This is a genomic window from Catenibacterium sp. GCM10023432 (genome assembly GCF_042651925.1).
In the GTDB taxonomy this organism is placed as follows: Bacteria; Bacillota_I; Bacilli_A; order Erysipelotrichales; family Coprobacillaceae; genus Catenibacterium; species Catenibacterium mitsuoka.
The window spans coordinates 1-26,020 of sequence record NZ_JBHSEB010000020.1 but is presented as its reverse complement, the minus strand read 5'-3'; the positions used below and the strand labels follow the sequence as shown (position 1 = coordinate 26,020).

Here is a 26,020-nt window from a genome sequence, read left to right as displayed (position 1 = left end):
AAAAATACATTATTATATTGGGTAATATAATTTGCAGTCATCAGATGGGTAGAGTTTGCGGTTTAACAGTGAGTATATTTAATCACATTTTGAGTGGCAGTGAACACATATGATAATAAGAGACATCATAGACTTATTAGAGTCACAAGGGGAATGGGTGAATAGAAGCCGTACAAGAGATCGTATATTGTTTGGGGATGATCAAACAGAAATAAGTAAAGTCATCACTTGCTGGGTAGCGACAAATAAAGTGATTCAATATGCGGTAGAACATGATATACATTTCATTATTTCACATGAGAATCCATTCTATCTCGCATCTACATCATTACCTACACTTATATATAAAGCACAAAAAGAAAAAGAAGCATTATTAAAGGAACATAATATTACTATTTACAGATGTCATGATTTGTGGGATGTCTATCCTGAATATGGCATTAGAGATAGCTGGGCTAACACATTAGATCTGGATTTTGAAGAATAACATGATCATTCTTATTATAGATATACTCATGATATTAATATGACAGTAGAAGAATGTGCACAGCATATTATTAATAAGATTAAACCATATCACCAGCATGGTATAGAAATCATAGGAGATAAGACTCAAATAATACATAGATTAGGCATAGGTACAGGGGCTTGTACAGATGTATTTGAAATGTATGAAGAAGGTGCAGATGCATGTTTAGTCAGTGATGATGGTGTAAGTAACTGGATAGGTGTCCAATGGGCAGTAGATCATAATATTCCACTTATAGTGATTAATCATATGACATGTGAAGCACCAGGTATGGAACATATGGTAGAGTACTTGTCTAAACAGTTTCCAGAAGTGACTTTTACCTTTGTATCCAATGATTATGGTATATACCATATGGATGAATAAGCATTTTTAAGCACGAATTTGAAAAAAATGAAGTATAAAAACAATTCATGATATGATAACTGTAAGGGAGGGATATGATGAATTGTTTTTTTAATGCCTTATTCATGTTTATTAATAATCCAGAAGTACGTGATATCAATTATCAGATTGCCTTAGGACTATTAGAGAATGGACATGAATTAGATTACTTAACTATTAATGAACTCGCAGAAAGATGTTTTGTTTCTACTTCTAGCTTAAATCGATTCTTTCGTATTTATGGCTATAAGAAGTATATGATCTTTAAAGCATTATTCTCTAGTCATATGCGTATTCGTTATGTGCAGATACAAAATAGAATCAATGAAAAAGATTATGGGATGCTTCATAAGGTATTTTCTAGTATTCTTAAATCAGAAGACTATGAAAGACTCATAGATATGTCATGGGTTAAAGAAGTATGTGAGATGATTTATAATAGTAAAAGAATAATACTTATTGGTTCTGATGAGATGGCTAGTTACTTTTCTAGAATGCAGATAGATTTCTATGTAATGGGGAGACTTGTTGTAAAAGATAGTATTTATAAAACAAACTTCTTTACTCCTGAGAAAGATGATTGTGTCATATTACTCAGTATGGAAGGAAGAATTGTAGACTTAAATCCTTGGTTACTTGATAAAATGAAAGAGAATAATCCAAAGATGATTACTATAGGACATTATGATTATTTACAAGATGCTTATGGACTTACTATTCCTCAAGGATTAGATGAAGTATTAGAGAATATGATCCTGGATTATTATATACAAGAAATTACATACTATTATGCGGAGAATTACTTATGATATTAGAACAGTTGAATATGTTAGAAAGTATATCGGATAGAGAAAGCTATACTTATCGTATTACACATTATCTATTAGAGAATCGTCATTCTATCATTGAATATAAAGTAAATGATATCTTAGAAGACTTAGATATTTCTAAATCAACATTGAGACGTTATTCTATTGATTTAGGCTATAAGAATTTTACTGCTGTCCAATATCAGCTGTATTATGAGTTGTCTACGAGACCACTTTATCGTTCATGCCAGTATGATGAGTCACTTTGGGATAAGATTAAAGATAAGAAAAGAATAATTGTTTTGGGAGATGAGAGTTCTCTTGCACCATTACTTGTCTATAAGCAGATTTTCCGAGATACAAAAATACCTATAGATTTTCAGATGTATCAATCTCTTCCTATGAAACAGCTGATACAGCTTAATGTGACAACTGATGATATTGTATTCTTTGTCTCTCTTTTTCATTCTAATCTAGGATTTGAATTAGGATATTTTGATGAATATATTACTTTAATGAAATCATTGGAACAAAGAAATATAGAACATATCTATATAGGGAAAGTCGCAAAGAAGAAAGAACTACATGAGAACTTTATAGAAATAAATGATAAATGTATTGCAGATAGAATACATCATCTCTGCATGATTTTTGAAAATATATATGGAATCTTAGATAATATACAAAAATAGTTCATTTTATGTACTCTTTTTGTTTAGAAAAAATAATGGTTTTAAAATAAAAACTAAAAACGTTTTATGCAATCGCTTTCATATACTCTTTCTGATATATTTATTACAGGAGGAAATGGACATGAAAAAGATGAAACATGTATTTTCAGTTGTTGTAAGTGTTGCAATGATGGTTGCAATGGTGTTTGTAGTTCCTGTTCAGGCAGCAGGTAATTATGTGGCTCAGTTATATGGAAAAATTACAGATGCTGGGCAGGTAGTCAATAAAGTTGTAATTGACTACGGTGATGGTGTAAAAGTATCTGGCGCTGATAAAGATACTTACACAGTTCATGCAACTAACTATGTACAGATTGGTTCAAATAACGGGAAAGTTTATAGCGATGCTGATCGTACTATTGAAAAGGTAGAAGTTGCAGGTGGTAAAGTAACACTTTATATGAATGAATCAGAAGGTGCTACTTTAACTTGGTTATCTGAAAGTAGAAACTATCCAGGTAAGATTAATTATACTATTACTCAGAATGAAGCTTTAAAAGCAACTGCAGTAGATGGTAGAGAGTTAGAAGATATCACTGGTGAAATCACTTGTGATAATACTGTTATTGATGAAGAAACAGCAAAGTTCACTTCAGTTAAAGGATCTCAGGGAATCAACTATCAGTTCCATGAAGCAAAAGGTGCTGATAAGTTAGTTGTTTGGTTCCATGGTAATGGTGAAGGCGACTTAGAAGGTTATAATACTCAGAATAACGTTGCTCAGATGCTTGCAAATAGAGGTACTGTTGCTTGGGCTACTGATGAAGCTCAGAACATCTTTGGTGGTGCTCATGTAATGAGTTTCCAGGCACCAGCTACTTGGTACTATGCTCAAAGAGATAATTTATTAGAAAAAGCTAAAACAGAAATCGAAGAAGTTATCAAGAAATACAATATTAACCCTAATAAGGTTGTAGTAAGTGGATGTTCAGCTGGTGGTTATATGACTACTAGAATGTTGATTGCATATCCTGATTTATTCTCTGCAGCTATGATCAACTGTCCAGCATTAGATACAGCTGCAATTAGAGGTGGAGAAACTCCTACTGATGAAGAATTAGCTAGCCTTAAGAATTCTAAGACAGCTATCTGGTTAGTACAGGGTAAGACAGACTCTAGCGTTAAGTCAGAAGTATGTTCACAGAGAATCTTTAAGATCTTAACTGATGGTGCTGAATTAACTACTACTCGAGTAGAACAGGAATTCAATTCAAGCTTCACTACTAGTGAAACTAAAGATGGTAAATATAAATTATCATTATATGATACAGTAGATTTAGAAGATAAAGTTGACTCATTAGGTGAAACTAGACCTTGTGGTAAACTTAAATTTGAAGAAGATTATAATTTAGATGGTGTTAAAGAAACAGTTAAATACAGTGACCATTGGTCTTGGATTTATACTTTAAGAAATAACCCATCTGATGCATCAGGTACTCATATCTGGAATTGGGCAGCTACATATATGAAAGATGCTACTCCAGTAGAACCTGAAAAGCCTACTACTCCAGAAAACAAACCATCAACAGATACAACAGATAAGACAGACAAAACAGATACAACAAACAAAACTGAAACTACTACTAAGAAGGATCCAGTAAAGACTGGTGATACAACTACATTTGCAGCATATATCGCAATGTTTGTAGCAGCCGCTTTTGGAATCATTCTTATTAGAAGAAAAAGAGCTTAATACGCACTAAAGCAGGTCCGAGGGGACCTGCTTTTTAATACTCTTTACTAGCTGCAATAAGATAATGTCTCGCATTCGCACTTTTTACTTGTTTTGCACGTTGTAGTAGACATTCTTTTTTTAGTTCTTTATTGTCTATGAGTTCTAATAATTGTAAAGCTATTTGATATTGTGAATGAGACATACAGTCTTTGATCTTTTCTAATAGTTTTTCTTCACCTATGAGTTCTAATAAGACACTATTGTATTCTTGGCCACTAACAGGTAATAAATGGACAGGATCACCATCAAACCATCCTACATAACCTGTATAAACACTTTTAACAGCCCATTCTACAGTTCCATAATATTCCTGTAAGTAAGGTGAGTTTTTAAGCTCTTCTGGTAATGAAACAGTTTGTACTGTTTCATCTAGAGTAAGACCTTTATTAATACAGTCTAGGGTATTAAAGAGAATATATTCGATAGCTTCTTTAAACTGACCTACTTGGTCTTGGATTGATTCTTTGTTTAATAAAGGATGTGTATGTCCTGGTAATAGAATATTCGCATTAAAAGAAAGAATAAGGTTTAAAGAATCAATCCATGTAGCAAGGTCTCTGTATTGTGTACCTCTAATAGCATATAATGCTGGAAAAACAGCATAATAATTATCACCCGTACAGAGAACCTGATCATCATTGATCCAGATACAGATCTGATCATCAGTTTCTCCTGGTGCTCTATATAACTCTAGATGTATACCATCGATATCTCTTATGACTTTATCTTCAGTATATAAAGTAGTAGGGGAGATAAAATCATAGCATCCATGACCAGTAACCTTACCTTCTCTTATACCAATACCTTGGCATATTGCTTCTTCATTTGTAAGAGTATATCCATGTTGATATGTTCCTCTTTTTCTTAATCCTTCATCAATCTTTTCATAATACTTTAAAGGTGTCTTAGAAGGTGTAAAAGCTATGACTTCTTCTACAGTATCTCTAAAAGTACCTGCACCACCTCTATGATCTGGATGACCATGAGTATAGATTAATGTTTTAACAGGTTTATCTGTATACTTTCTTAAGTCATTCAATAGGTCTTGTGAATATTCATTAGAATCTAGAGTATCTATTAAGATAACAGAACTGTTACCTATAATAGCAGTAGCATTACTATGACCATAGGAATAGAAGAATAGAATGTGATCATTGATTTCATAGAGATGTTTTTTAAATGTTTCTTTTGTATGTTTGATTAATAGTTGTTCACTCATGTTAAATACCCTCCTGTATGTATTCTACTAGAGAATTAGATAGGAGGGTAGTAGGCACTTTAAGGTAAGTATTAGGAAAGTATGTAATCGTAGATGTCTGATCTAACTGGTTGATCTAGATGATAGTAGATTTCGCATACTGGCACATCGTTAGCCATTGTGGTCTCTTCTATTTTTGAAATATAGACTTCACCTAAATAATAGAATTCTTTTGAAGCAGCATCATCTTTATTCTTTCTAATAAACAAATAGATATTCGTTTTATTTTCTGCTGCCTTTACAAACTTTTCCATACCTTGATTAGTAATTCTAACGTTGTTTTTAGACATAGCTACAAAGTTTTGAGCATCGATAAAGTGATCGGCATATTGTTGAGTATCTACAACAGATTCATCTTTATCATAATTAATAAATACTGGAAGAGTATTTGTGCGTGTATCATAGAAGTATCCACCAATATTTAATGGTACAATATTCTTTTCCCAGTTAAGCAATCGACAAACATCTTCATATGTATACTTAGAGTATAAACAGAAATCGGTATTCTTATATCTATTAGAATACTCTTTTTTATTTTTATCAATTGCATATTCAATGACTTCCATTACTTGATTCTTAAAATCTTCATTATTAAGTAACTTTAAGAATTGTGGTGAAGACTCAAAATTTTCATCTAAGAAGACTGCTTTTTCAAATGTCCTTTTACTTGACCCTGTCATGAAATTTTGAGACAGAATGTTTGAAATAGTCTCTATACCTACATCTGGTAATTCGATTTGATAATCACTATTTAAAGTTTCTTTTAAATGAGTGAGAAGATTTGTTCTTTTATTGATGATTAACTTTATAGCTTCTAATTCTTCTACACGCTTACCAGAAGAAAGTTTAGATGAAATAAACTGAAGATATTTTTCTTCTAAAGTACTAAAGTGAATATGATAGTCTTTTTCATATTTAGATAAGAAGGTATGATAACAACCTAGTGATTTGTTTTGAAACATTAATTGAACATCAATGGCACCATATTGTTCGAATTCTTTTAAACGAGGAATTCTACCTAGCTTTTCTTTTAACTGTTTATAAGAGTCCTTAATAAGTCTTACCTGTGTGAAGTTTGCTGCATCGATAGACTGATAAATTCTCTTTTCTGTAATTTGATCAAACTGAATAGTAGAAGCACCAGGAGTTATAAGTGAACCTTCACATACAAACTGTCTTAATGAGTCTTTGTTGTAATTAGTTTGTCCTGACAAAGCAACAGGGATTAAGAAGTTCTTTTCATAATTACCAATAAAATCAATAATGACAACATATTCTTTGGAATCATTCTTTCTTAAACCACGTCCTAATTGTTGCACAAATACGATTGCTGATTCAGTAGGTCTTAACATAACAACTTGATTCACTTTAGGAATATCAATACCTTCATTAAAGATATCAACTGTGAATATATAATCTAATGAATTCTCATCATTAGATTCTAAAGAATCAATTGCTTTTTGTCTCATCTCTTCAGAAGAGTCGCCTGTTAATGCAATTGTTTTATATCCTCTCATATTAAATTGCTGAGAAAGCTTTTCACATTCATCTTTGCGACTACAGAAGATTAAACCATGAATACGATCACCACTATAACCATATTCATTGATTTTTTCTATAATATAATCTACTCGTAATTCTGATGTAAGAATATTGAATTCTGATTTATCATCAATTTCGATTCCATCGATAGTCATATCTGTTATTCCATAATAATGGAAAGGACAGAGTAGGTTATATTCCATAGCTTGTATTAATCTAATTTCATAAGCAATATTATGATCAAACATTTCATATATATCAAAGTCATCACTTCTTTCAGGTGTTGCAGACATACCTAATAAAAACTTTGGTTTAAAGTAATCTACAATATCTTGATAAGACTGTGCACCGGCACGATGTACTTCATCTATAATAATGTAATCAAAAGCATCTCTCTCAAACATTTCTCTATATTCTTTTTTATGAATTGTTTGTATAGTAGAGAAGATAAAATCTGAATCAGTTTCTTTGGTGTTTCCAGAGAAAATTCCCATAGATACATTTGGAATTAAATATTTGAAGGAACGCAATGCTGCTTCTGCAATATTTCTTCTATGAACAACAAATAATAATCTTTTTGGTTTAAAGCGTTTTACATCAAATGCAGATAAAAAAGTCTTACCAGTACCAGTTGCTGATATAAGAAGAGCTTTATCTTTATTATTGTCTCTTAGATTCTTTAATGATTTTAAAGCTTCTTCCTGCATATTGTTTGGCTTTATTGTTTTTGAACTTTGTACTGAAGCAGGACGAACGGGTTTTACATAAGTTTCTTTATAACTTTCAATCCATTCGTTTGTTAGAGGTGTAGATAATTCCCATTGAATATCAAATTCATTTGAAACTTGTGAAGCAAGTTCACCGTTTTCGTGAGATGTGAAAAATAAGTCCCACTCTTGATTTGATTCTAACGCTGTTTGAGTTAAGTTTGAGCTGCCTACGATAATGTCACGATGGTCTCCTGTATGGAAAATAAAGCCTTTAGGATGGAAACCACAATGTTCTTGTTCAAATATTCTTACTTCTATGTTAGTAAAAGAAAGGAGTTGCTTAAACATTTTAGGAGCATTAAAACCTAAATAGGTAGAAGTAATAATACGCCCTCTGACACCCTTTTCTTTTAAATTTAATAGTATCTGCTTTAAAACAGCGAGTCCGGATTCACTAATAAATGCAACTGAGAATTCAAAATAGTCACATTCTTTTAATCTTTTAGTGATTTCAAATGCGAGATTCATTCTTCTTTTATAATCGTTAAAAAATAATTTAGGTCTTAAATCCTTGTTAGAAGGAAAAGACTTATCAATAAAGCTTGTATGCAATGCTTTGTTTAATTCATCCATATAGAATAACTCCTTTAATACAAAAACTAATACAATTATATCATATGTTTGAAATAAAAAAGAAACCAAACGTGTTAAGCTTGATTTCTTGCGATAAGTTTTTCAATGATTTGTAAGTCAGCTGGTACCCATACAACATCTTCTTGTCCAGGAATAATCCACTTACAATCTTCATGTTCTAGTAATTCATAATGATTATCTGGAATATGACATAAGAAGCAATCCATTTCTAATATGAATGTTGGATAATCATAGTGAACATGCATAAAGAATTCATCTACGATTAAATGTGCGTTCATTTCTTCTTTTAATTCTCTGATAAGTGCATTTTCAGGAGTTTCACCCGGTTCGATTTTTCCACCAGGGAATTCATACATTCCTTCAAATTCACCATAACCTCTTTTTGCAATCATAGTTTTATCATCTTTACAGATGATTGCTGCTACTACATTTATTGTTTTCATTTGATATATCCTTTCATTACGTGTCTATTTTATCACAAATGAATAGAATTTCAAAAATACAGTGTGCTTATGGTATATAGATATTCTTTTGAAAAAGCTTATGTAACAATTGTGTTTAATGAAGCAAAATTATAAAAATGATTTGAAATATAATATTAGATCAGTATCTGAAGCTTAGTGTTGAATAATAAGGGTGCCTTAACTATAATGTTGAAAGTAATTAAGTATAAGACATGGAGGTTTATTATTGATGGAGTATTTATTAGAAAAGTTATGCATAATAACTCTAAGCGGCTTGATTATATATGGATTAGCATATTTATGCAGATTATATGCCAATAATTACATAAAAAAGAATAGAGAAGATTTGTCTGAAAGATTAAATCCATTATCATCAGAATGTAAGGTAGAATGTTTTGATCTATTGAGAAAAGAATCATGTTTTGATTCTTATATTAGTAAGTTAAAATTGAATTATAAATATTGTTGTTCTAGATCTATTGTTTCTAATGCATCAAATAATGAAATCAAGTACTTATTAAAGTATTCAAATATTGATAATAATGAAGATACTCTTGAAATGATTGATTTTTGTGAAAATTGGTTAACAGCATATGATGATACTATGAGAAAAATGGATGAATTTAATAAAGAAATATTAGACATAGTACCGACTTTTATAAAGTTATTTGCTACAAGAAAGATTGTGTCTTTTTTTGTGTGTGATATATCAGTAGCACTTGCAAAAAAAGGTAATCCTGAATTTTGTTTTTCATATACTAGTCCAGCAGGTAAGAGTGAAAAGAACCATTCTATTAGTATTACTCCAGAATTATTAAAAAAAGTTGAATCAGAGATATATAGACACATATCCAAAAAAAGGTCATAGTAAGAAACAAAGAGCTGCAATGACACAAGATTTACGTGAGGCTATAAAAAAGAGAGATAATTATACATGTTGTAAATGCGGTAATAGCGTTTTTAAGGAACCAAATTTATTACTTGAAGTAGATCATATTATTCCAGTTTCAAAAGGTGGATTAACTGTAGAAAGTAATTTACAGACATTATGTTGGAGATGTAATAGGGAAAAAGCTGATTCCATTTAATAATTAAACTTATATAAAAAGAATAGTTAGGATCAAATAATAACGGTCACATCGGAGGGAATTCCGGTGTGACCGTTGCTACTAATAACCTCTTATAGCATTAACAATGGAATCTGTGTTCCATCGCACAATGTGATGGGCAGCATTTTTGACTTTTGATGATGTGCGTTCAGCTCCCCAAGGTTCAATCGCAATAATTTTCTTACCCATACTTTTAGCAAGTTCGATTTCTATATTTATCCATTTACTGTATGTAGAATAAACTCCTGCGAGAATCAAAATACAGCTTGCAGGTTGCATCTGTCTTCGTATGGCTTCCTTAAGTTGATAGTCATTTGAAGCATTATGAATAGGGTCATATTTAGGAACGGAGTAGTTTTTATATGAGAAATAGGGTTTTGCATTTAGCATATCTACTAATTTGTTATATGAATCTCCATATGTCCACGAATGACTGATAAATAAATTGTAAGTCAAATAAATCCCTCCTTAACAAGATGTGCATTTTATCACAATGATTGCAATTACAGCAGCAATATAAAGAATGATAAACGTAATTGGAAGTATACGTTCAAGAGTAGTACTATCCATATATTTTTTATTGCTTTTTAGAAACTGCCATTCATCTTTGAATGGAGCTGAATGTAGTTTCTCTTCGATTGAATTAATTACGTTGAATTTAGCAGTATTTAATAACTTATAGTTTCGAATATTGAGCATCCATAGAATACATATAGTTATTCCAGCTATCAGGATGAATAATGATTTTATGTCCCATGTAATTGAAACTGCGGTCATAATTGCAAGATTCAATGTTATAAAAATATTGTTCATATTGTCACGACGCTGGCTAACTGAATTAGCCATGTCTACACAAGTTTGCCATTGATTCAATAGCAACTCTTTATCTTCATTTGTATTCTCCAAAAATGATTCTCCTTTGATACTTACGCTGATAATGTATATTTGGTCTTTAAATCATTACAGCAATTATAGTTTATGAAGCCTTCCTTTTGTAGACGTCCCACAACAACTCCACAAAGAATGTGTTCCTCTTGAGCAAAAGCACAAATGGCTGCTTTTGAAAAATCATTCTGAGTAGTAAATGCGTTGAATTCTTCTGTAGGAATTAGCGTTTCTTTTGCAAAATTGTCAGCGGCTTTTTCATCTTCTTCGGTTGTTCCATTTGGCTGGTTGATGTGACCAAGTAAAATATGACCAAGCTCATGGAATAGACTAAACCAGAATTTATCTGCATCTTTGCCGCGAACTGTTAAACCAACAACTATTTTGTTACCGTCGTAGAAAGTTGCACCATGTAGGAAAGAACCTCCAATGTGAGGAAGAAATACAAGTGCAATACCACAACCTGATAACAGTTCAATCAATTTAGGGCAGAAATCAGAAGGATTCATTGTGGTCATGCTTCTTATTTCGGGTAAACTTTTCTTAAGTGTTTTTAAATCAATTAATGAAGTATCAATACTACGAGCTTCTAGCTTGGCTTTCTGTGCCCATGCCAATAGAGCAAGATCACTTTTTTCTGTTTCGGCCAATCTACGACATGCTATTTTTGATAATTGCATATTTTTAATAATCTCAAGTTTTACAACTTCAAAGTATTTTCTAAGATGAATAACTTTTTCGGTTATATCTCTTGTCTCAGGAACCCAACCATTTTTAGACATTTCGTGATAAGGTAGTTTTTTTGCAAGTTCCTTATCAGCATCCATGTCATTCTCAGCGTTTGCTTTTACAATTTTTTCACGATAAGTAGCTTCTAGTTTATTCCAAAACTTAGCAGGAATACCTAACACCATTTCTAAACGAACAGCAACATCTGGAGTCAACTGAACTTCGCCATTGATTAATTTGCTAATGTGTTTTTCGGACATACCCATGCGTACTGAAAATTCTTTCTGGCTAAGTCCTCTATCAAGCAACTGCTCTTTAATAGTTGCTCCCGGTGGTGTTGCAATAAAACTGCGACTTTTCACCATCGTAATACCTCCTTTAATCAAATGGAAATTTAATGATAATCTACAATTTCCATTACGTTTGCAATTTGAATTTTATCTCCTGTTTTCTCAAAAATCAGTCGATAAGGATGGACTAAATCCATTGCGTATTGACCTTTGCGATTTCCTTTCAATGGATGACATCTCCCAATATGGAATTGAACCATCTCTTCAACAGTATCGGATGCATCTATTTCATCTATACGCTGATGGATTTTTTCGGCCATTTCTGAACCATATTTCTTTTCTGCTTCGCTTGCGATTGTACACACCTTTTCAATCTTGCGAGTCTTATATGTAATTTTCAATCCATCACCTCTTTCGTGAGTTTACCTCTAAGGTAAATATATTATAATCTTTTTTGCTATAAACGTCAATGATGTCAATTTACCTATGAGGTAAATTTCCAACTTCATTGAGAAACAACTATAACCTATTACAACAAATGGACTACAATGTCATTGCAGTATGGGAATGTGAAATCAAAGAAGACTTTGAACACAGAATGAAACTACTCATAGAAGAAATAACACAGTAAAAGGAACACCCTCTAGCAGGATGTTCTTTTTTTTGTTTTCTAAAACTGCACATTCTTACATTAATTCTCTCATTTATGTTATTATTGATAGTGCTTACATAGGGAGGGTGAACCAATGATTCAATATGAAAAAATAAACGATGATTTAAACTTGCCTATAAAACTCATACGATTTGAAGGAGACATATGCGAACCTATTCATAAACATTGGCATAATAGCCTTGAAATCGTATTACCTATATGTAATGGAGAATATGGCTGGGTAGATGGAAGATACTATAAACTCTACCAAGAAAACAATAGGCCTTTCATAATAAACTCTAGAAGCATTCATGCCTTTGAATCAGGAAGACCTAAACCCTATATAGGTTTAGCATTACAAATCAATTATCACTTCCTAAAAGAAGTTTATCCTGAAATAGATCATATATACTTTAAACAGCCGGATGAAGAAGTAGGCACGTTGATTAAAAAACAGATTTTTCTTATAAATGAATACTATGAAATGGATAGTAACCATAAAGATTTACTTATCTATTTTGCTTTATATCATTTGATTTATTTACTAGTAGAACACCTTTCTATAGAGAAGAAAGATAAAGTAGAATTAAAGAGTGAAAAGAATAAACGTCGCATTACTTCTATTATTAACTATATTGATAATAACTATCAGGAAGATCTAACAATAGAAGTACTTTCTGATGTATTTCATCTATCAGAAGGACATCTTTCTAAACTCTTTAAAGAAAATCTTGGTATGACAATAAAAGCCTATATATCTCAGACACGTGCAAAAGAAGTAAGACAAGCTTTACTTAATTCTGATCTACCACTTATTGATATTGCGATTATGTGTGGATTTCCCAATGTTAAATCGATGAACAAAGTATTCAAAGATTTGTATCATTGTACCCCTAACCAATTTAGACATGACTGTAAGTAAATACAGGGTTATTCCTGTATTTTTTAATATACAAATATGTGAAAAGTGACCTAATTATATTAGTTTTTTACCTAAGTAAAGCGCTTTCATTTATTATAATTATTTCTATAGGAGGAATGAAAACAATGAATAATGGTAAGAAAGCAATGAGTTGCTTGGTAAGTGCCATGATGGTCATGTCCATGACAAACTTACCCGTTCTAGCAGCAGGAACGAATGAAGCAACAGGCACACAAAAAGCTTACCTAGTGAATGATGACTGGGGAAGTGGTGTGACTAAGTCAATTTTGACTTTAGACAAGACAATTAAGGCAGATTCTGTTTCTAAAGGAGATTTTATTGTAGAACAGACTGCAGGTGAAACAACTACAACACGTACTATTGTAGATGCTTATACTTCTAATGCGAAGGGAGATAAAGTAACTACAGATTCTAATATTGTGACTGTTGAAATGGCTATTTCACCTAGTGAAGGAAGTCCTTTTGCATGGAATGGTAAGGCATGGTGTAATGAATGGGCTAATCCTTATAAGTTAAATGTTTCAATTGCAGAAGGGGAAGATATTAAGACTGCAACTGATACAATTACTAAAGTAACAGTAGATCCTACAATTGATATTGTAGGTGATGGAAAGCTTTGTCCACAGTTAGATGGATTCTCTTTCAAAGATAGTAAATACAGTTCTTTAACTTATACTAATAATGGAGATACAGTGTCTTATTCACTTTATACTCCAAAGAAAGATAATCATAAGAATGCTTTAGTTGTATGGAACCATGGTGGTGGTGAAACAGGTACTGATATACAGGTTGATTTATTATGTAATAAGGTAACTGCATTAGGTGGTACTGAATTCCAGAAGACTATGAATGGTGCATATGTACTCGTTCCACAAAGAACTATGGGTACTAAGACATCTACTGTATATAACTTAATTCAGGATATGTTGAAGGCCAATCCTGATATTGATCCTGATAGAGTGATTATTGGTGGATGTAGTGCAGGTGGTAAGTTCACTATGGATATGATTAGTGATTATCCAACAACATTTGCGGCAGCTTATCCAATCTGTGCAGCTAAGAACAGCAAAGATGTATCTGATGAAACAATCAAAACTTTAAAGAACCTTCCAATCTGGTTCATTCATGCAAAGAATGATCCAACAGTGAATTATGAAGGTACAACTGCTGCATTTGCTCAAAGATTAAGAGCAGCTGGTAATAAAGAAGTTCATGTTTCAGCATTTGAAGATGTCCATGATACAACAGGACGCTTCACTGATGAAAATGGTCAGCCATACCAATATAATGGACATTGGTCTTGGATATATTTCGATAATAACGAATGTTATGATGAAAATGGTGTCAACTTATGGAAATGGATGGCTAAACAGACTAAGGCTGAAACAGTTACTGCAAAAGGAACTCAGAAAGCATTTGTAACAGGTGAAGACTGGGGACCTGCAGTAAAGAAGACTATTGTAAAGCTTGATAAGGCTGTTGATTCTGCTTCTGTAGTTGCTGATAATTTAAAGGTTGTAGAAGAAAAGAACGGTATTCTTGACTGGGGAACTGGTGAAGAAGGTCTTGTTTCAAGTGATAGAAAAGTTATTGCTGCTTATGCTTCAGATGATAAAGGTAATAAGGTAAATACTGCGTCTGAATATATTACTATTGAAATGTATGTATCACCTAGTGATGGTTCACCATTTATTTATCGTCCTTCTACAGGTCGTAACAGCTGGTGTAATCCTTACAAGTTACATGTATCACTTGCAAATGGTGCAACTTTAACTGCTGGTGAAGAAGAAATCAATAACTTAGATGTTGTTGCAGATATTGATGTAGAAAAAGAAGGTAAGTTATGTCCACAATTAGATAAATGGACTCAGAAATCTTATAAAGCAGTAGATGGTATTAACTATTCTTATGCTGAATATACACCTAAGAAGGATAACAAGAAGAACGCTTTAGTAATCTGGTTACATGGTGCTGGTGAAGGTGGAACAGATACTTCTATTGACTTACTTGCAAATGAAGTAACAGCAATGGCTGGAGATTAGTTCCAGAAAGATATGAATGATGCGTATGTTATTGCTCCTCAGTGTCCAACTATGTGGATGGATGGCGGTAATGGTGAATACCAGAACGGTGAAAAGGGTTCTATCTACGCTAAAGGTTTATTTGATTTAATTGATACTTATGTAAAGAATAATCCTGATGTTGATACAAGTAAGATTTATATTGGTGGCTGCTCTAATGGTGGTTACATGACTATGGAAATGATCTTAAAGCATCCAGATTACTTTGCAGCTGCATTCCCAATTTGTGAAGCATATCAGAATCAGTATATTACTGATGCAGAAATTAATGCGATCAAGGATATGCCTATCTGGTTTACATATGCTAAGACAGATACAACTGTTGATTACACATTATGTACTGAACCTACATTAAAGAGATTACTTGCTGCAGGTGCTAAGAATGTGCATGTATCAGCTTTTGATGATGTAAGAGATACAAGTGGTGAATATAAGAACGAAGATGGTTCTGCATATGAATATAACGGACATTGGTCTTGGATCTATTGGGACAACAATGAATGTTATGAAGGTGACTTAAATGCATGGAAGTGGTTAGGACAGCAGGCTAAAGCAACTTCAGTTGTTGTTACACCAACTACTAAACCTACTACTAAGCCAACTACTAAACCAGGTACTGATACTAAGACTGATAGTACAGTTAAGACTGGTGATGAAACTGCATTAACTGGTTTATCATTCATGATGCTTGCATCAGCTGGTGCTTATATCTACTTAAAGAGAAGAGAACAAGTAAGATAAGATTTTATTGAAAAATGCTGCAGGAGGGACTGTGTATATAGTCCCTCTTTTTTATTGCATGTTATGATGGGAATCTTAATGCATGGGAATGGTTAGGACAACAGGGGAACTAGATAGTTCCTCTTTTTGATATTATGAAACTGCTCATGTTTGCAGGCTACATTGTGATAGAATATGATACATATAAAAGGGGGAATTAAAACATGTATAAGTTAGTCGCATTTGATATGGATGGTACTCTTCTTAATAGTGAAAAGAAGATTTCTAATAAAACAGTAGAAGCTATTAATAAGGCAATAGAGGCAGGTAAGATGGTAATACTTAATACAGGAAGATGTCCTGCAGAACTTAAGGAGTATAGAGAAGTGCTGCCAAGACTACGCTATGTGAATTGTGTCAGCGGTGCACTTGTCTATGATTATGAAGAAGAAAGAAGTATCTATGAATCACCATTAAGTGAAGAAGAAGTCAAAACATTGATTCAAATTGGTAAGGAAACAGATGAGATGGTTCATTTGATGGGAATTACATCTGTCGTAGAAAAAGACAAAGTACCACATATGAATGATTATTATATGGGTGTCTACCAGCCAATGTATGAAGAAGTCACTACTAAAGTAGATAACATTTATGACTATTATGTAGGTAATCCTTATTCAGTACATAAGCTTAACATCTATCATCACTCAAAAGCTGCAAGAGATCATACAAGAAAAGCTATTAGAGAAGCTGGACTTGAATTAGAGATGAAGGATTCAGAAGCAACAGGATTAGAAATGAATGCGAAAGGTGTAGATAAGGGAACTGGATTAAAGCAGTTATGTCATCATTTAGGTATCTCTGTTGCAGAAACTATAGTAGTGGGTGATGCAGATAATGACAAGGAGGCATTAGAAGTTGCAGGATTATCTGTTGCAATGGGTAATGCGAAAGAGAGTATTAAAGAAATCAGTGATGTAATTGTATCGGATAATGATCATGATGGATGTGCTGAGGTTATAGAGAAGTATTTATTGTAATAGATGTATATACGTTAAAGTACTAACGTATATACATTTTTTATTTTAATGAAAACGCTTTGCATAAAATGACGACCGCATACATTTCGTATAGTGATAAATTATTTATTGAATGCATAAAAAAACATATTTCAACCCATTGACAAAATGTATATATGTATATTAAAATGTATATACAATGAAGAGGAGGTGTATACAAATGAGTAAGGATTACGGAGATATGTATCAATATATTCTGGAATCAAAAAAAGCGGTTAGAAATATCATTTCTAACCACGAAGAAATCTTTCATGATGCTGTAGAGTACTTCTTCGAAGGCGACTATGAGCAGATCTATGTGATAGGATCTGGTACATCTTATCATTCTGCATTAGCTGCCAAGAGATTAATGGAAAAAGTACTAAAGATGAAAGTATTTGCTTCATATCCTATTGTATTTAAGGATGAACAGATTTTCAACAAAAAAACATTGGTTATGGGACTCTCTCATGCAGGCATGTCAGCTTCTACTATTGCTGGGCTAGATAAAGCTAAGGAATGTGGATTCGGTACAATTGCGATGACTGCAGAAAGAGGCAGACCAGTAGAATATCATGGAGATGTTAAACTGTATGTTGAAATCGGTGAAGAAAAAGCAGGACCAAAAACAAAGGGATATATTGGTTCTATTGTTACTTTTATGATTTTTGCATTAAAGGTAGCTTTAAAACAGGGAAAGATTACTCAGAAAGAATTTGAAGATTATCTAAATAGAATGCAGGCAACAGCAGATGCGATTCCAGATATTGCGGAAGCTGCAAGCAACTGGTACTTAAACAATAAGGAAGATTTACTAAAGTGCCGTCGCTTATATGTTATTGGTTATGATAATTGTCTTGCTGATATGATGGAAGGTACATTAAAGATCTGCGAAGCAGTGAGATATAGTGTACAGGGATTCGAATTAGAAGAATTCATGCATGGTATCTATCACTGTATTGATGAAAACACATATATGCTTTATGTATGTTCTAAAGGTCAGTACTACGACAGAATCTTGCGTTTAAAACGTTATTTTGAGGAAGAAAGACATAGTCATAATTTCTTAATTACACATGAGGATACAAATAATCCTAAGGATTTAGTATTCCCATTTACAGATGATGAAGAATTTGCAGTATTACAGTATATTGTTCCAATGCAGGTTCTTGCTAGAAAACTTTCATTAGACTTAGGAATTGATTGTAATATTCCGAGTGACCCTCAGTTCCATTTCAAGATGAATAGTTATTTAAAAGAAGGATAGGTGATTTACATGACAAACATGATTCTCTTCTCACATGGAAAACTCGCAAATGGTGTAGCTGATTCCTGTCAGCTTATTATTGGCAGCCATCAATTCAAGACACTTAATGTTTTGCTTGATCAGCCAGTGCAGGAAATAGAAGACAGCCTTGATAATCTTATTGATTCCTTCGAAACTCAGGAACCTATTATTATCGTAACTGATATTCCAGGGGGAAGCACAACTCAGACTGCAATTAAGCAAATTGAAAAGAGAGATAATATTTATGTTGTGACAGGTATGAATCTTGGCCTTGTCATGAGCTTATCTTTCTTAAATCTTACTTCAGATAAAGAAAATAACAGAAGAGTTATTAATGAAGCGATTGAAGAAACTAAAAACGGAATGTATCTCGTAGAAGATATGTTTAACACAATGGATGAAATCACTGATGATGGTGATTTATAAAGGAGGATATGACTATGATTCAGGTATTAAGAGTAGATGACAGATTATTACATGGACAGGTAGCGGTAGCCTGGACACGTCACTATAAGGTGGACGTAATCTTAGTTGCGAATGATCATCTTATTACAGATAAGAATATGCAGGTTGCATTCAAACTTGCAACTCCTGCTGGTGTAACACTTTCAATGAAATCTTTACAGGGCGCTGTAAATGTTATTAATAATCCTAAACATGCCTCAAGAAGAATTCTTGTTATTACTAAAGACTTAGATGATGCTAAGTTTGTCTGTGAAAAGACAGGTACAGAAATCAAGGATATCCTTCTTGGCGGTTTAAGAAATGGTGAAGGAAAGAAAAATATTGAAATGAACTCATATATGAGTGCACATGATATCGAAGTCATGGATGAACTTGAAAATGATGGATTCCATGTATTCATGCAGGCAGTTCCTACATCAAAAGCATTAAGTACTGAAGAAATTAGAAGAAACTTTAATAAATAGAAAGGGGTAACCTTATGAGTATAGTACAAGCATTACTACTTGGTTTATTAGGTGGTATTGGAATTTGGGATAGTAGAGTTGGTGGAATATGGATGATTGACCGTCCATTAGTATTAGGTCCACTAGTTGGATTGATTTTAGGTGATTTTACAACAGGTATTATTGTTGGTGGTTCATTGGAATTAATCATGATGGGTGTTGTAGGTATTGGTTCTGCTACACCTCCAGATACAGTGTCTGGTGCAATCTTAGCAACAGCATTTGCAATTGTTTCTAAGCTCGATGTTTCTGCAGCAGTTGCTCTTGCGTTACCAATCGCTTCTTTAGGACAAGTTGTTGGTATTCTTGTAAGAACAGCTAACGGATTCTTTATTCATATGGCTGATAAAGCAGCTGAAGAAGCAGACTTTGGTGGTATTGACAGAGCTTTATGGGGTGGGGCATTCCTATTCTTTATTGCTTACTTCTTACTTGTATTCTTAGGTGCATACTTAGGTTCATCTGTAATCAGCACATTTGTAAAGATGATTCCAAAGTTTGTAACAAATGGTTTAAATGCAGCAAGTGGTATGCTTCCTGCACTAGGTATCGCAATTCTTATGCAATTATTATTTGATAAGAAGAATGCAGCATTCTTCTTCATTGGCTGGGCCTTAACAGCTTTACTTTCAGTGAACACTGTAGGTACTGCCGTTATCGGTGCAGCTATCGCATATACAATTTATCAGTATACAATCTCAAATAGAAAAAAGAATGTGGCTGTTGAAGTTGAAACAGATGAATTATCTGATGATCTAGGAGGCGAATTATAATGGAAAACAAAGAATTGAACACTCAGGATACAGTGATGACACCTGATGTGTATAAGAAAACATTCTGGCGTACATTCCCGTTACAGGCTTGTTTCTGTTTTGAAAGAATGCAGAACGTAGGCTTTGCATATATGATGGTTCCCGCTTTAAAGAAGCTTTATACAGATAAGAAAGATATTTCAGATGCTTTAAAGAGACATTTAGCTATCTTTAATACAACTCCTGCAGTCGTTAGTTTTATTGCGGGTGCGTCTATCGCAATGGAAGAGAAGTTCAAGAAAGCTAAAGATAATGGTGAAGAAGTAGATGAAGAATCAATCAACGCTGTTAAGACTGCTTTAATGGGTCCTCTTGCTGGTATTGGTGATTCATTCTTCTGGGGAACATTCAGAATCATTGGTGCTGGTATTGGTACAAGCTTAGCGGCTAAGGGAAGTATCTTAGGTGCTATTCTATTCTTACTTATTTATAACATTCCTCATCTTCTTGTTCGTTATTATGGATTAAAGATGGGTTATAAGAGTGGTGTTGGCTTCTTAGCAAGTATGAATGAAGGTGGCGTAGTTGCGGTATTAACTGAAGCAGCTAAGGTACTTGGTTTACTAGTTGTTGGTTCTATGTGTGCTTCTATGGTATCTATTTCTACGCCATTCGTATTCCATTTAAATGGTACAAAAATCGTATTACAGGAAATCTTTGATGGTATTATTAAAGGCTTCCTACCTCTAGGATTTACTTTCATTATTTATACTTTATTAGAGAAAGGAATGAAGAGTACAACTTTACTTTGGGGTATTTTAATTCTTGGTATTGTTTGCTCTTTCTTTGGTATTTTATAAAATGGCTTCAAATATGTATAACTATATATGTGAAACACCGGAAGTGTTAACACATATTATTGATAACAGAAAAGAAATTACTCATGAATTCGTAGAAGAATTCAAAGATAAAGATATTGAACAGATTTATGTTATTGGATCAGGTACTTCATATCATGCGGGACTTTCAGCAAAGAACTATTTAGAAGAAGTATTAAACCTTAAAGTGTTCTGCATGTATCCTACACAGTTCCATAGAAGTGAAAAAGTCTTTAATAAGAAGACTTTGGTAATTGGCATGTCACAGGGTGGACAGAGTTTATCTACTGTAGAAGGTTTAGATGCCGCTACAACACAGGGACTCTATACTGCGGCAGTATCAGAAAATCCTACTGCGCTTGTATTTGATCATGCAACAACTAAGACAAGAATTGAAGTGGGTAATGAAAAATGTGGTGCCAAGACTAAAGGCTATGCTGGTACTACTGTTACTTTAATGATGATGCTTTCAGAATGGGCTATCGCAAAAGGTATTCTTTCTGAAGAGTCATTTGAAGGTTACAAAGAAAGAATGTTTAAAGTTATTGGTAATATGCCAAACATTGTAAATGCAGCAACAGAATGGTATGGAAGAATTAAAGATGAATTCTTACCAGCTAAAAGAATTATTGTCGTAGGCTATGATGGAAACTATGCTGATGTTTTAGAAGGTGCATTAAAAGTACTTGAAACAGTAAGACAGGGTGTAACAGGCTATGATATTGAAGAATTCTTCCATGGTATTTATAACTCTATTACTGAAAGTGCTCATATCTTCTATCTTGGCTCTAAGGGTGACTATAAGCCTCGTACTTTAAAACTTATTGAAATCCTTAAAGAGTGGACACCACATAATTACTTAATTGCTTCACCAGAAGGTGTAGATGCACCAACTAATAAGGATTGCATAGTTCCATTCACAGAAGATCCTCTTTTCTCTCCATGGGAATATATCATTCCTATGCAGGTATTGGCGTGTCTTGCTCCTCAGGATTTAGGTATCAATCCAGATATCCCAAAAGATCCTCAGTTCCACGCACGTATTGGCAGCAAAAAACTTGATGGTGTCAGAGACGCTTATAAAACTGAAAAATAGAAAAAAAGTTATGGCAATCACGATTTGCCATAACTGAAAGTGTGGACCAGGAAAATGTCGAAAAACTTGTCAGCAGCCTACAAAACAAATAAAAGATATATTATTACTTTCTTTTCGGTGCTCTTTTCGGCACTCTTACAGACATTTGTTCTTCAGACATTTTTGAATCCTTCTGACCTTTTATCAAGTGGTTTTACCGGTATTGCGATTTTAATTAATCGTATCAGCATGCTTTATGGATATTCATTGTCTATTTCCACGCTTGTGATTGTACTCAATCTACCTGTCGCAATTGTATGTTATAAGACAATAGGTAAGAAATTTGTTTTCTTCTCTTTCTTACAAGTTCTCTTCTTCAGTATTTTCACAAGGGTATTATCATTTGATCCATTATTTGATGATGTGATCTTGAATGTCTGTTTTGGTGGATTTCTTTATGGCTTTGCGATTGCGATTGCCTTAAGAGGTAATGCAAGTACAGCCGGTACTGACTTTATTGCTTTATATGTATCGAATAAAATGAATAAGTCAATCTTCGAATATATATTTGTCTTCAATACCTTGATGCTATGTGTATTTGGATTCATGTTTGGCTGGATTCATGCAGGATATTCTATTTTATTCCAATTCCTCTCAACTAAAACGATTGATACATTCTATAAGCGATATAAACGCGTGACTTTAGAAATCACTACAATTCATCCTGAAGAATTACGTCAGGCTTATATTGCACAATATCGTCATGGTTTGACTATGCTTCATGGTGAAGGCGGCTATAGTGGTCATCCTCTCACTATGATTCATACTGTCGTGTCAAGCTATGAAGTACAGGATATTGTTGATCTCATGAAGAGTATTGATCCTCATGTCATCATCAATATATTACCAACAGAAAACTTTGTCGGTGGATTCTATCAAAAACCACTCGATTAACAGGCTTCGGCCTGTTTTTTTGCATGAAAAAAACCTCTCATATGAGAGGTTCAGATTGTTGATAAATTAGATGAAAATATCAATTGGGCTATCCCAAATTGGTATTTTCATTTTTTGTTTGCTTGAAATATTCATATATCACTCTAAATATTAAAAAACGCAAGCATATTGGGGTTATATTAGCCCCATTCTTTGCTTGCACAATCCCAGTTTCTTGAGATTATGGCAGTTGAAAATGATCAGCGATTCATGCTGATTTTTCACTAGCCCTTTTAAACGCGTAAATCGCATGCCATGGTTTTCCTTGGCATCCGCAAACACACGTTCAATTGTTTCTTTTCTTTGTGGATAGACGATTTTCCATTCATCGGTTTGTCTTATATAATCTGCTTCTTCTCTATCAGATTCCCATACATGTCTTGTAATCGTTTTTACATGTTTCTTTGACTGTGTACATTTTGATAGGAAAGGACATCCTTCACAGTCCTTTGGATTGCTTTCATAGACTCTGTATCCTTCTCTGTTGGTTGTTTTATAGTGAAGATCTTTTTCATTAGGACAGATATAGATGTCTAAATATTCATCATATACATACTCATACTTTTTAAAGAATCTCTTTTTGGTCATTGGTCTCTTATATGGAAGAAATGGCACTCTACCGCTTGTTAGTATCTGGTGACATATCGATGATGTATTGAATCCTGCATCAAGGCACACGTTTTTAATGCCTTCATATTTCTGGATAAGTTCATTGTATATTTCTGAGAATATTGCACTGTCATGCATGTTTCCTGGTGCCACCTTATTAAAGAGAACATAGCCATATCTGTCACATATTGTCATATGTGAATAGGCAAAGCACTTCTGCTTCTCACCCTTATGGAACAGACCGCATTCTGGGTCTGTAGTGCTTTCCTTGATATGCTTTGTTTTCTTTAATTCAATTTCTTCTCCAGTTTCTTCATCAAATGCATATTCTTTCTTGTCTAATGATTCAAATGGCTTCTTGTCATTTTCTGTTCTTTCTTCATTGATTTCTTCAAGTAATTCTTTTTCATATGCCTTAGCTACAATCTCTACTTCCTTATCTGTAGCTTTTCTAGAATTCGCATTAGCTTTTCTATGTGTGCCATCACCAAAGACAGTAGTGGTATCAATAAAGCCGTTATCAATGCCGTGCCTGATGATATGATTAAAGATCTGGTCAAAGACTTCACTATCCTTGTATCTTCTCTGATAGTTCTTAGACCGTGTAGAATAGTTTGGAACATCTTCATAAATGCTGATACCTAAAAACCATCTATAAGCTATATTGACCTTAATCTCTTCACAGGTCTTTCTCATAGAGTTGATGCCGAATGTATAATTGATAAATATCATTTTAAAAAGTACCACAGGATCAATAGAACGTCTGCCGAAATTACTGTAAAGTGATTTCACTAACGGATAGATGAATTTCCAGTCTATCGTAGCTTCCAGTGTTCTAACCAAATGATCCTGTGGTACTAGGTCATCTAAAGTACTCATGATAAGTCCATCACGTTTAATGTTTGCACGATTAGTCATAGCCATATTTATATCCTCCAATTAAGCACCTTAATTATACCATTTTCAGGCGATAATTGACAGGAAACGAAAAAGGCCGTAAGGCCACAAATTTTGCTTAATTGGAGTGTGGACACTTACGACATTAACTATATTATCACATACTATTCGATTTTAAATGAAAAGACTGTTAACATTTAGTTTGTCAACAGTCTGAGTTATGGCAATCATGATTTGCCATAACTTTTTTTACTCATCAAATACAGTTTTAAGACTATATGTATATTGATCTCCTCTATAGTAAGTAGAAATATACTCGAAAGGACGTCCATCGGATAAGAATGTTACGTGTTCACTTTTGAATAAAGCAACTTGGTCTACTTGTAGTAGTTCTTTCTGCTTATCAGTAGGAAGTACTGCAGAATATTCTGCATCAATACCATCAATGCTATATCCAAGCTTATTGATATACTTATATAAGGAACCTTCCAATATCTGTATATCTATAGTAGGGATAATAGAAGCAGATAGATAAGTATAACTGATAGCGATAGGAATACTGTCACCTGTTCTAACACGTACAAAGTAATGGATGAAATCATCATCCTTCAGTTTAAGTACGTGTTTAACATGAGGAACTTCTTTGCCCTTCACTAGCTTATATTCTATAAGTTTAGAGCCAGGAACTTTACCTGTCGCAATCATATCATCTGAAAAGCTGCCGTTTGTGCCTAGTTGTAGGTTCTTTATAACACGGTGTTCTTTCACGAATGATCCTTTACCTGCAATGCGTTCGATTAGGTTCTTTTCACATAATCTGGAAATTGCTTTGTTAACTGTCATGCGAGATGTGTTATAAAGTTCACATAATTCTTTTTCCGTAGGAATTTGATCTCCTGATTTTAATGTTTCGTCCTTAATCTGATTTTCGATATCGGACATAATCTTCACATAAATTGGTTGTTTTGCCATAATTAATTACCTCATTACTATTATAACTTAAATAAAATGTATATACAAATGCAATATTTAAAAATGGCATAAAACAGCATATAGTTATAAATGGACTAAATAAGCCATATAAACTACTTTGGAAAAATAGGTTATAAATAATTCGAAACTAAAAAAACAAAGCATATAAGGAGAAAAAATACGATATATAACAATTTTTTGAAAAAAATCAAGAAAAACACTTTACAAGTTTCGATATTTTAGGTATTATAGACAGGCAGTCCGGGAGACGGGCTGAGACAGAACATTGAAAACTGAACAGATAC

The 26,020-nt window shown here is 33.3% G+C and carries 25 protein-coding genes and 1 pseudogene; 17 read left to right on the top strand and 9 right to left on the bottom strand.

What is annotated here, in order from left to right; genetic code table 11:
* Nucleotides 1-109 precede the first annotated feature (109 nt).
* The 4 genes and pseudogenes from ACFOZZ_RS03710 (at nucleotide 110) to ACFOZZ_RS03695 (ending at nucleotide 4,146) form a co-directional block, all read left to right on the top strand.
* A pseudogene (locus ACFOZZ_RS03710) lies at nucleotides 110-895 on the top strand (Nif3-like dinuclear metal center hexameric protein).
* Between the two features lie 77 nt (nucleotides 896-972).
* On the top strand, nucleotides 973-1,722 hold the full coding sequence (locus ACFOZZ_RS03705; RefSeq protein ID WP_278779037.1) for a MurR/RpiR family transcriptional regulator: 750 nt from the start codon (nucleotides 973-975) through the stop codon (nucleotides 1,720-1,722).
* A complete protein-coding gene (locus ACFOZZ_RS03700; protein WP_278779039.1) occupies nucleotides 1,719-2,414 on the top strand; it encodes a hypothetical protein in 696 nt (231 codons plus the stop codon). The genes ACFOZZ_RS03705 and ACFOZZ_RS03700 overlap by 4 nt, the downstream gene beginning before the upstream one ends.
* Nucleotides 2,415-2,535: 121 nt before the next feature.
* Nucleotides 2,536-4,146, top strand: coding sequence for a prolyl oligopeptidase family serine peptidase (locus ACFOZZ_RS03695; RefSeq protein ID WP_238703755.1), 1,611 nt, complete (start codon nucleotides 2,536-2,538; stop codon nucleotides 4,144-4,146).
* A 34-nt stretch (nucleotides 4,147-4,180) separates the two neighbouring features.
* Here ACFOZZ_RS03695 and ACFOZZ_RS03690 read toward each other — a convergent pair whose 3' ends face one another.
* The 3 genes from ACFOZZ_RS03690 to ACFOZZ_RS03680 form a co-directional block, all read right to left on the bottom strand.
* The gene (locus tag ACFOZZ_RS03690; protein WP_320803626.1) at nucleotides 4,181-5,407 is read right to left on the bottom strand and encodes an alkyl/aryl-sulfatase; all 1,227 of its coding nucleotides are present in this window, start codon (nucleotides 5,405-5,407) and stop codon (nucleotides 4,181-4,183) included.
* Nucleotides 5,408-5,478: 71 nt separating this feature from the next.
* Nucleotides 5,479-8,331, bottom strand: coding sequence for a DEAD/DEAH box helicase (locus tag ACFOZZ_RS03685; RefSeq protein ID WP_376814729.1), 2,853 nt, complete (start codon nucleotides 8,329-8,331; stop codon nucleotides 5,479-5,481).
* A 74-nt stretch (nucleotides 8,332-8,405) separates the two neighbouring features.
* Nucleotides 8,406-8,795, bottom strand: a complete 390-nt coding sequence (locus ACFOZZ_RS03680) for a (deoxy)nucleoside triphosphate pyrophosphohydrolase (RefSeq protein ID WP_376814728.1) — start codon at nucleotides 8,793-8,795, stop codon at nucleotides 8,406-8,408.
* 250 nt (nucleotides 8,796-9,045) lie between these two features.
* Between ACFOZZ_RS03680 and ACFOZZ_RS03675 the strand changes: the two genes are divergently transcribed.
* A complete protein-coding gene (locus ACFOZZ_RS03675; protein WP_376814727.1) occupies nucleotides 9,046-9,684 on the top strand; it encodes a hypothetical protein in 639 nt (212 codons plus the stop codon).
* A 19-nt stretch (nucleotides 9,685-9,703) separates the two neighbouring features.
* The gene (locus tag ACFOZZ_RS03670; protein WP_376814726.1) at nucleotides 9,704-9,904 is read left to right on the top strand and encodes an HNH endonuclease; all 201 of its coding nucleotides are present in this window, start codon (nucleotides 9,704-9,706) and stop codon (nucleotides 9,902-9,904) included.
* A gap of 81 nt (nucleotides 9,905-9,985) precedes the next feature.
* Here ACFOZZ_RS03670 and ACFOZZ_RS03665 read toward each other — a convergent pair whose 3' ends face one another.
* Genes ACFOZZ_RS03665 through ACFOZZ_RS03650 form a run of 4 tightly spaced genes read right to left on the bottom strand, consistent with a single transcriptional unit; the run spans nucleotide 9,986 to nucleotide 12,230 of the window.
* Entirely contained in the window at nucleotides 9,986-10,381 is a 396-nt protein-coding gene (locus tag ACFOZZ_RS03665) for a TIR domain-containing protein (RefSeq protein WP_376814725.1), read from the bottom strand.
* A 12-nt stretch (nucleotides 10,382-10,393) separates the two neighbouring features.
* Nucleotides 10,394-10,831 (bottom strand): RipA family octameric membrane protein, encoded by a 438-nt coding sequence (locus ACFOZZ_RS03660; RefSeq protein WP_376814724.1) that lies wholly within the window; start codon nucleotides 10,829-10,831, stop codon nucleotides 10,394-10,396.
* A 20-nt stretch (nucleotides 10,832-10,851) separates the two neighbouring features.
* Entirely contained in the window at nucleotides 10,852-11,904 is a 1,053-nt protein-coding gene (locus tag ACFOZZ_RS03655) for a helix-turn-helix domain-containing protein (protein WP_376814723.1), read from the bottom strand.
* 29 nt (nucleotides 11,905-11,933) lie between these two features.
* Nucleotides 11,934-12,230 (bottom strand): type II toxin-antitoxin system RelE/ParE family toxin, encoded by a 297-nt coding sequence (locus ACFOZZ_RS03650; RefSeq protein ID WP_279079570.1) that lies wholly within the window; start codon nucleotides 12,228-12,230, stop codon nucleotides 11,934-11,936.
* A 345-nt stretch (nucleotides 12,231-12,575) separates the two neighbouring features.
* Here ACFOZZ_RS03650 and ACFOZZ_RS03645 point away from each other — a divergent pair, with 345 nt between their 5' ends.
* The 11 genes from ACFOZZ_RS03645 (at nucleotide 12,576) to ACFOZZ_RS03595 (ending at nucleotide 23,198) form a co-directional block, all read left to right on the top strand.
* Entirely contained in the window at nucleotides 12,576-13,403 is an 828-nt protein-coding gene (locus tag ACFOZZ_RS03645) for a helix-turn-helix transcriptional regulator (RefSeq protein ID WP_376814722.1), read from the top strand.
* A gap of 116 nt (nucleotides 13,404-13,519) precedes the next feature.
* Nucleotides 13,520-15,466, top strand: a complete 1,947-nt coding sequence (locus ACFOZZ_RS03640) for a dienelactone hydrolase family protein (RefSeq protein ID WP_376814721.1) — start codon at nucleotides 13,520-13,522, stop codon at nucleotides 15,464-15,466.
* Nucleotides 15,467-15,478: 12 nt separating this feature from the next.
* Nucleotides 15,479-16,246 carry a prolyl oligopeptidase family serine peptidase gene (locus tag ACFOZZ_RS03635; RefSeq protein ID WP_376814720.1) on the top strand — a complete coding sequence of 256 codons (768 nt, stop codon included), beginning with the start codon at nucleotides 15,479-15,481 and terminating at the stop codon, nucleotides 16,244-16,246.
* Nucleotides 16,247-16,449: 203 nt separating this feature from the next.
* Entirely contained in the window at nucleotides 16,450-17,265 is an 816-nt protein-coding gene (locus ACFOZZ_RS03630; RefSeq protein ID WP_278860891.1) for a Cof-type HAD-IIB family hydrolase, read from the top strand.
* 199 nt (nucleotides 17,266-17,464) lie between these two features.
* Nucleotides 17,465-18,550, top strand: coding sequence for an SIS domain-containing protein (locus ACFOZZ_RS03625; protein ID WP_278779351.1), 1,086 nt, complete (start codon nucleotides 17,465-17,467; stop codon nucleotides 18,548-18,550).
* 9 nt (nucleotides 18,551-18,559) lie between these two features.
* Nucleotides 18,560-18,997, top strand: a complete 438-nt coding sequence (locus ACFOZZ_RS03620; RefSeq protein ID WP_055233949.1) for a PTS sugar transporter subunit IIA — start codon at nucleotides 18,560-18,562, stop codon at nucleotides 18,995-18,997.
* 14 nt (nucleotides 18,998-19,011) lie between these two features.
* The gene (locus tag ACFOZZ_RS03615) at nucleotides 19,012-19,500 is read left to right on the top strand and encodes a PTS sugar transporter subunit IIB (RefSeq protein WP_055233950.1); all 489 of its coding nucleotides are present in this window, start codon (nucleotides 19,012-19,014) and stop codon (nucleotides 19,498-19,500) included.
* Nucleotides 19,501-19,514: 14 nt separating this feature from the next.
* Nucleotides 19,515-20,312: a PTS mannose/fructose/sorbose/N-acetylgalactosamine transporter subunit IIC gene (locus tag ACFOZZ_RS03610; protein ID WP_376814719.1), complete on the top strand. Its 798-nt coding sequence runs from the start codon at nucleotides 19,515-19,517 to the stop codon at nucleotides 20,310-20,312.
* Nucleotides 20,312-21,151 (top strand): PTS system mannose/fructose/sorbose family transporter subunit IID, encoded by an 840-nt coding sequence (locus ACFOZZ_RS03605; protein ID WP_238703730.1) that lies wholly within the window; start codon nucleotides 20,312-20,314, stop codon nucleotides 21,149-21,151. Before ACFOZZ_RS03610 ends, ACFOZZ_RS03605 begins: the two co-directional genes overlap by 1 nt.
* A gap of 13 nt (nucleotides 21,152-21,164) precedes the next feature.
* Nucleotides 21,165-22,265 carry an SIS domain-containing protein gene (locus tag ACFOZZ_RS03600; protein WP_195921630.1) on the top strand — a complete coding sequence of 367 codons (1,101 nt, stop codon included), beginning with the start codon at nucleotides 21,165-21,167 and terminating at the stop codon, nucleotides 22,263-22,265.
* 54 nt (nucleotides 22,266-22,319) lie between these two features.
* Nucleotides 22,320-23,198, top strand: a complete 879-nt coding sequence (locus ACFOZZ_RS03595; protein ID WP_147556552.1) for a YitT family protein — start codon at nucleotides 22,320-22,322, stop codon at nucleotides 23,196-23,198.
* Between the two features lie 174 nt (nucleotides 23,199-23,372).
* Here ACFOZZ_RS03595 and ACFOZZ_RS03590 read toward each other — a convergent pair whose 3' ends face one another.
* Together ACFOZZ_RS03590 and ACFOZZ_RS03585 are read right to left on the bottom strand one after the other, a co-directional pair.
* On the bottom strand, nucleotides 23,373-24,770 hold the full coding sequence (locus tag ACFOZZ_RS03590) for an IS1182 family transposase (RefSeq protein ID WP_376814718.1): 1,398 nt from the start codon (nucleotides 24,768-24,770) through the stop codon (nucleotides 23,373-23,375).
* A 222-nt stretch (nucleotides 24,771-24,992) separates the two neighbouring features.
* Complete coding sequence (locus tag ACFOZZ_RS03585) at nucleotides 24,993-25,715, bottom strand: GntR family transcriptional regulator (RefSeq protein ID WP_330000346.1); 723 nt, start codon at nucleotides 25,713-25,715, stop codon at nucleotides 24,993-24,995.
* Nucleotides 25,716-26,020: the final 305 nt, after the last annotated feature.

Excerpts from the sequence above, each read along its gene's own strand:
- ACFOZZ_RS03690 (WP_320803626.1), bottom strand. The coding sequence starts at position 5,407 with ATGAGTGAACAACTATTAATCAAACATACAAAAGAAACATTTAAAAAA.
- ACFOZZ_RS03695 (WP_238703755.1), top strand. The coding sequence starts at position 2,536 with ATGAAAAAGATGAAACATGTATTTTCAGTTGTTGTAAGTGTTGCAATG.
- ACFOZZ_RS03685 (WP_376814729.1), bottom strand. The coding sequence starts at position 8,331 with ATGGATGAATTAAACAAAGCATTGCATACAAGCTTTATTGATAAGTCT.
- ACFOZZ_RS03645 (WP_376814722.1), top strand. The coding sequence starts at position 12,576 with ATGATTCAATATGAAAAAATAAACGATGATTTAAACTTGCCTATAAAA.
- ACFOZZ_RS03615 (WP_055233950.1), top strand. The coding sequence starts at position 19,012 with ATGATTCAGGTATTAAGAGTAGATGACAGATTATTACATGGACAGGTA.
- ACFOZZ_RS03670 (WP_376814726.1), top strand. The coding sequence starts at position 9,704 with ATGACACAAGATTTACGTGAGGCTATAAAAAAGAGAGATAATTATACA.
- ACFOZZ_RS03620 (WP_055233949.1), top strand. The coding sequence starts at position 18,560 with ATGACAAACATGATTCTCTTCTCACATGGAAAACTCGCAAATGGTGTA.
- ACFOZZ_RS03600 (WP_195921630.1), top strand. The coding sequence starts at position 21,165 with ATGTATAACTATATATGTGAAACACCGGAAGTGTTAACACATATTATT.
- ACFOZZ_RS03630 (WP_278860891.1), top strand. The coding sequence starts at position 16,450 with ATGTATAAGTTAGTCGCATTTGATATGGATGGTACTCTTCTTAATAGT.
- ACFOZZ_RS03605 (WP_238703730.1), top strand. The coding sequence starts at position 20,312 with ATGGAAAACAAAGAATTGAACACTCAGGATACAGTGATGACACCTGAT.
- ACFOZZ_RS03705 (WP_278779037.1), top strand. The coding sequence starts at position 973 with ATGAATTGTTTTTTTAATGCCTTATTCATGTTTATTAATAATCCAGAA.
- ACFOZZ_RS03640 (WP_376814721.1), top strand. The coding sequence starts at position 13,520 with ATGAAAACAATGAATAATGGTAAGAAAGCAATGAGTTGCTTGGTAAGT.
- ACFOZZ_RS03610 (WP_376814719.1), top strand. The coding sequence starts at position 19,515 with ATGAGTATAGTACAAGCATTACTACTTGGTTTATTAGGTGGTATTGGA.
- ACFOZZ_RS03585 (WP_330000346.1), bottom strand. The coding sequence starts at position 25,715 with ATGGCAAAACAACCAATTTATGTGAAGATTATGTCCGATATCGAAAAT.
- ACFOZZ_RS03625 (WP_278779351.1), top strand. The coding sequence starts at position 17,465 with ATGAGTAAGGATTACGGAGATATGTATCAATATATTCTGGAATCAAAA.
- ACFOZZ_RS03595 (WP_147556552.1), top strand. The coding sequence starts at position 22,320 with ATGTCGAAAAACTTGTCAGCAGCCTACAAAACAAATAAAAGATATATT.
- ACFOZZ_RS03675 (WP_376814727.1), top strand. The coding sequence starts at position 9,046 with ATGGAGTATTTATTAGAAAAGTTATGCATAATAACTCTAAGCGGCTTG.
- ACFOZZ_RS03700 (WP_278779039.1), top strand. The coding sequence starts at position 1,719 with ATGATATTAGAACAGTTGAATATGTTAGAAAGTATATCGGATAGAGAA.
- ACFOZZ_RS03635 (WP_376814720.1), top strand. The coding sequence starts at position 15,479 with ATGAATGATGCGTATGTTATTGCTCCTCAGTGTCCAACTATGTGGATG.
- ACFOZZ_RS03655 (WP_376814723.1), bottom strand. The coding sequence starts at position 11,904 with ATGGTGAAAAGTCGCAGTTTTATTGCAACACCACCGGGAGCAACTATT.
- ACFOZZ_RS03680 (WP_376814728.1), bottom strand. The coding sequence starts at position 8,795 with ATGAAAACAATAAATGTAGTAGCAGCAATCATCTGTAAAGATGATAAA.
- ACFOZZ_RS03590 (WP_376814718.1), bottom strand. The coding sequence starts at position 24,770 with ATGGCTATGACTAATCGTGCAAACATTAAACGTGATGGACTTATCATG.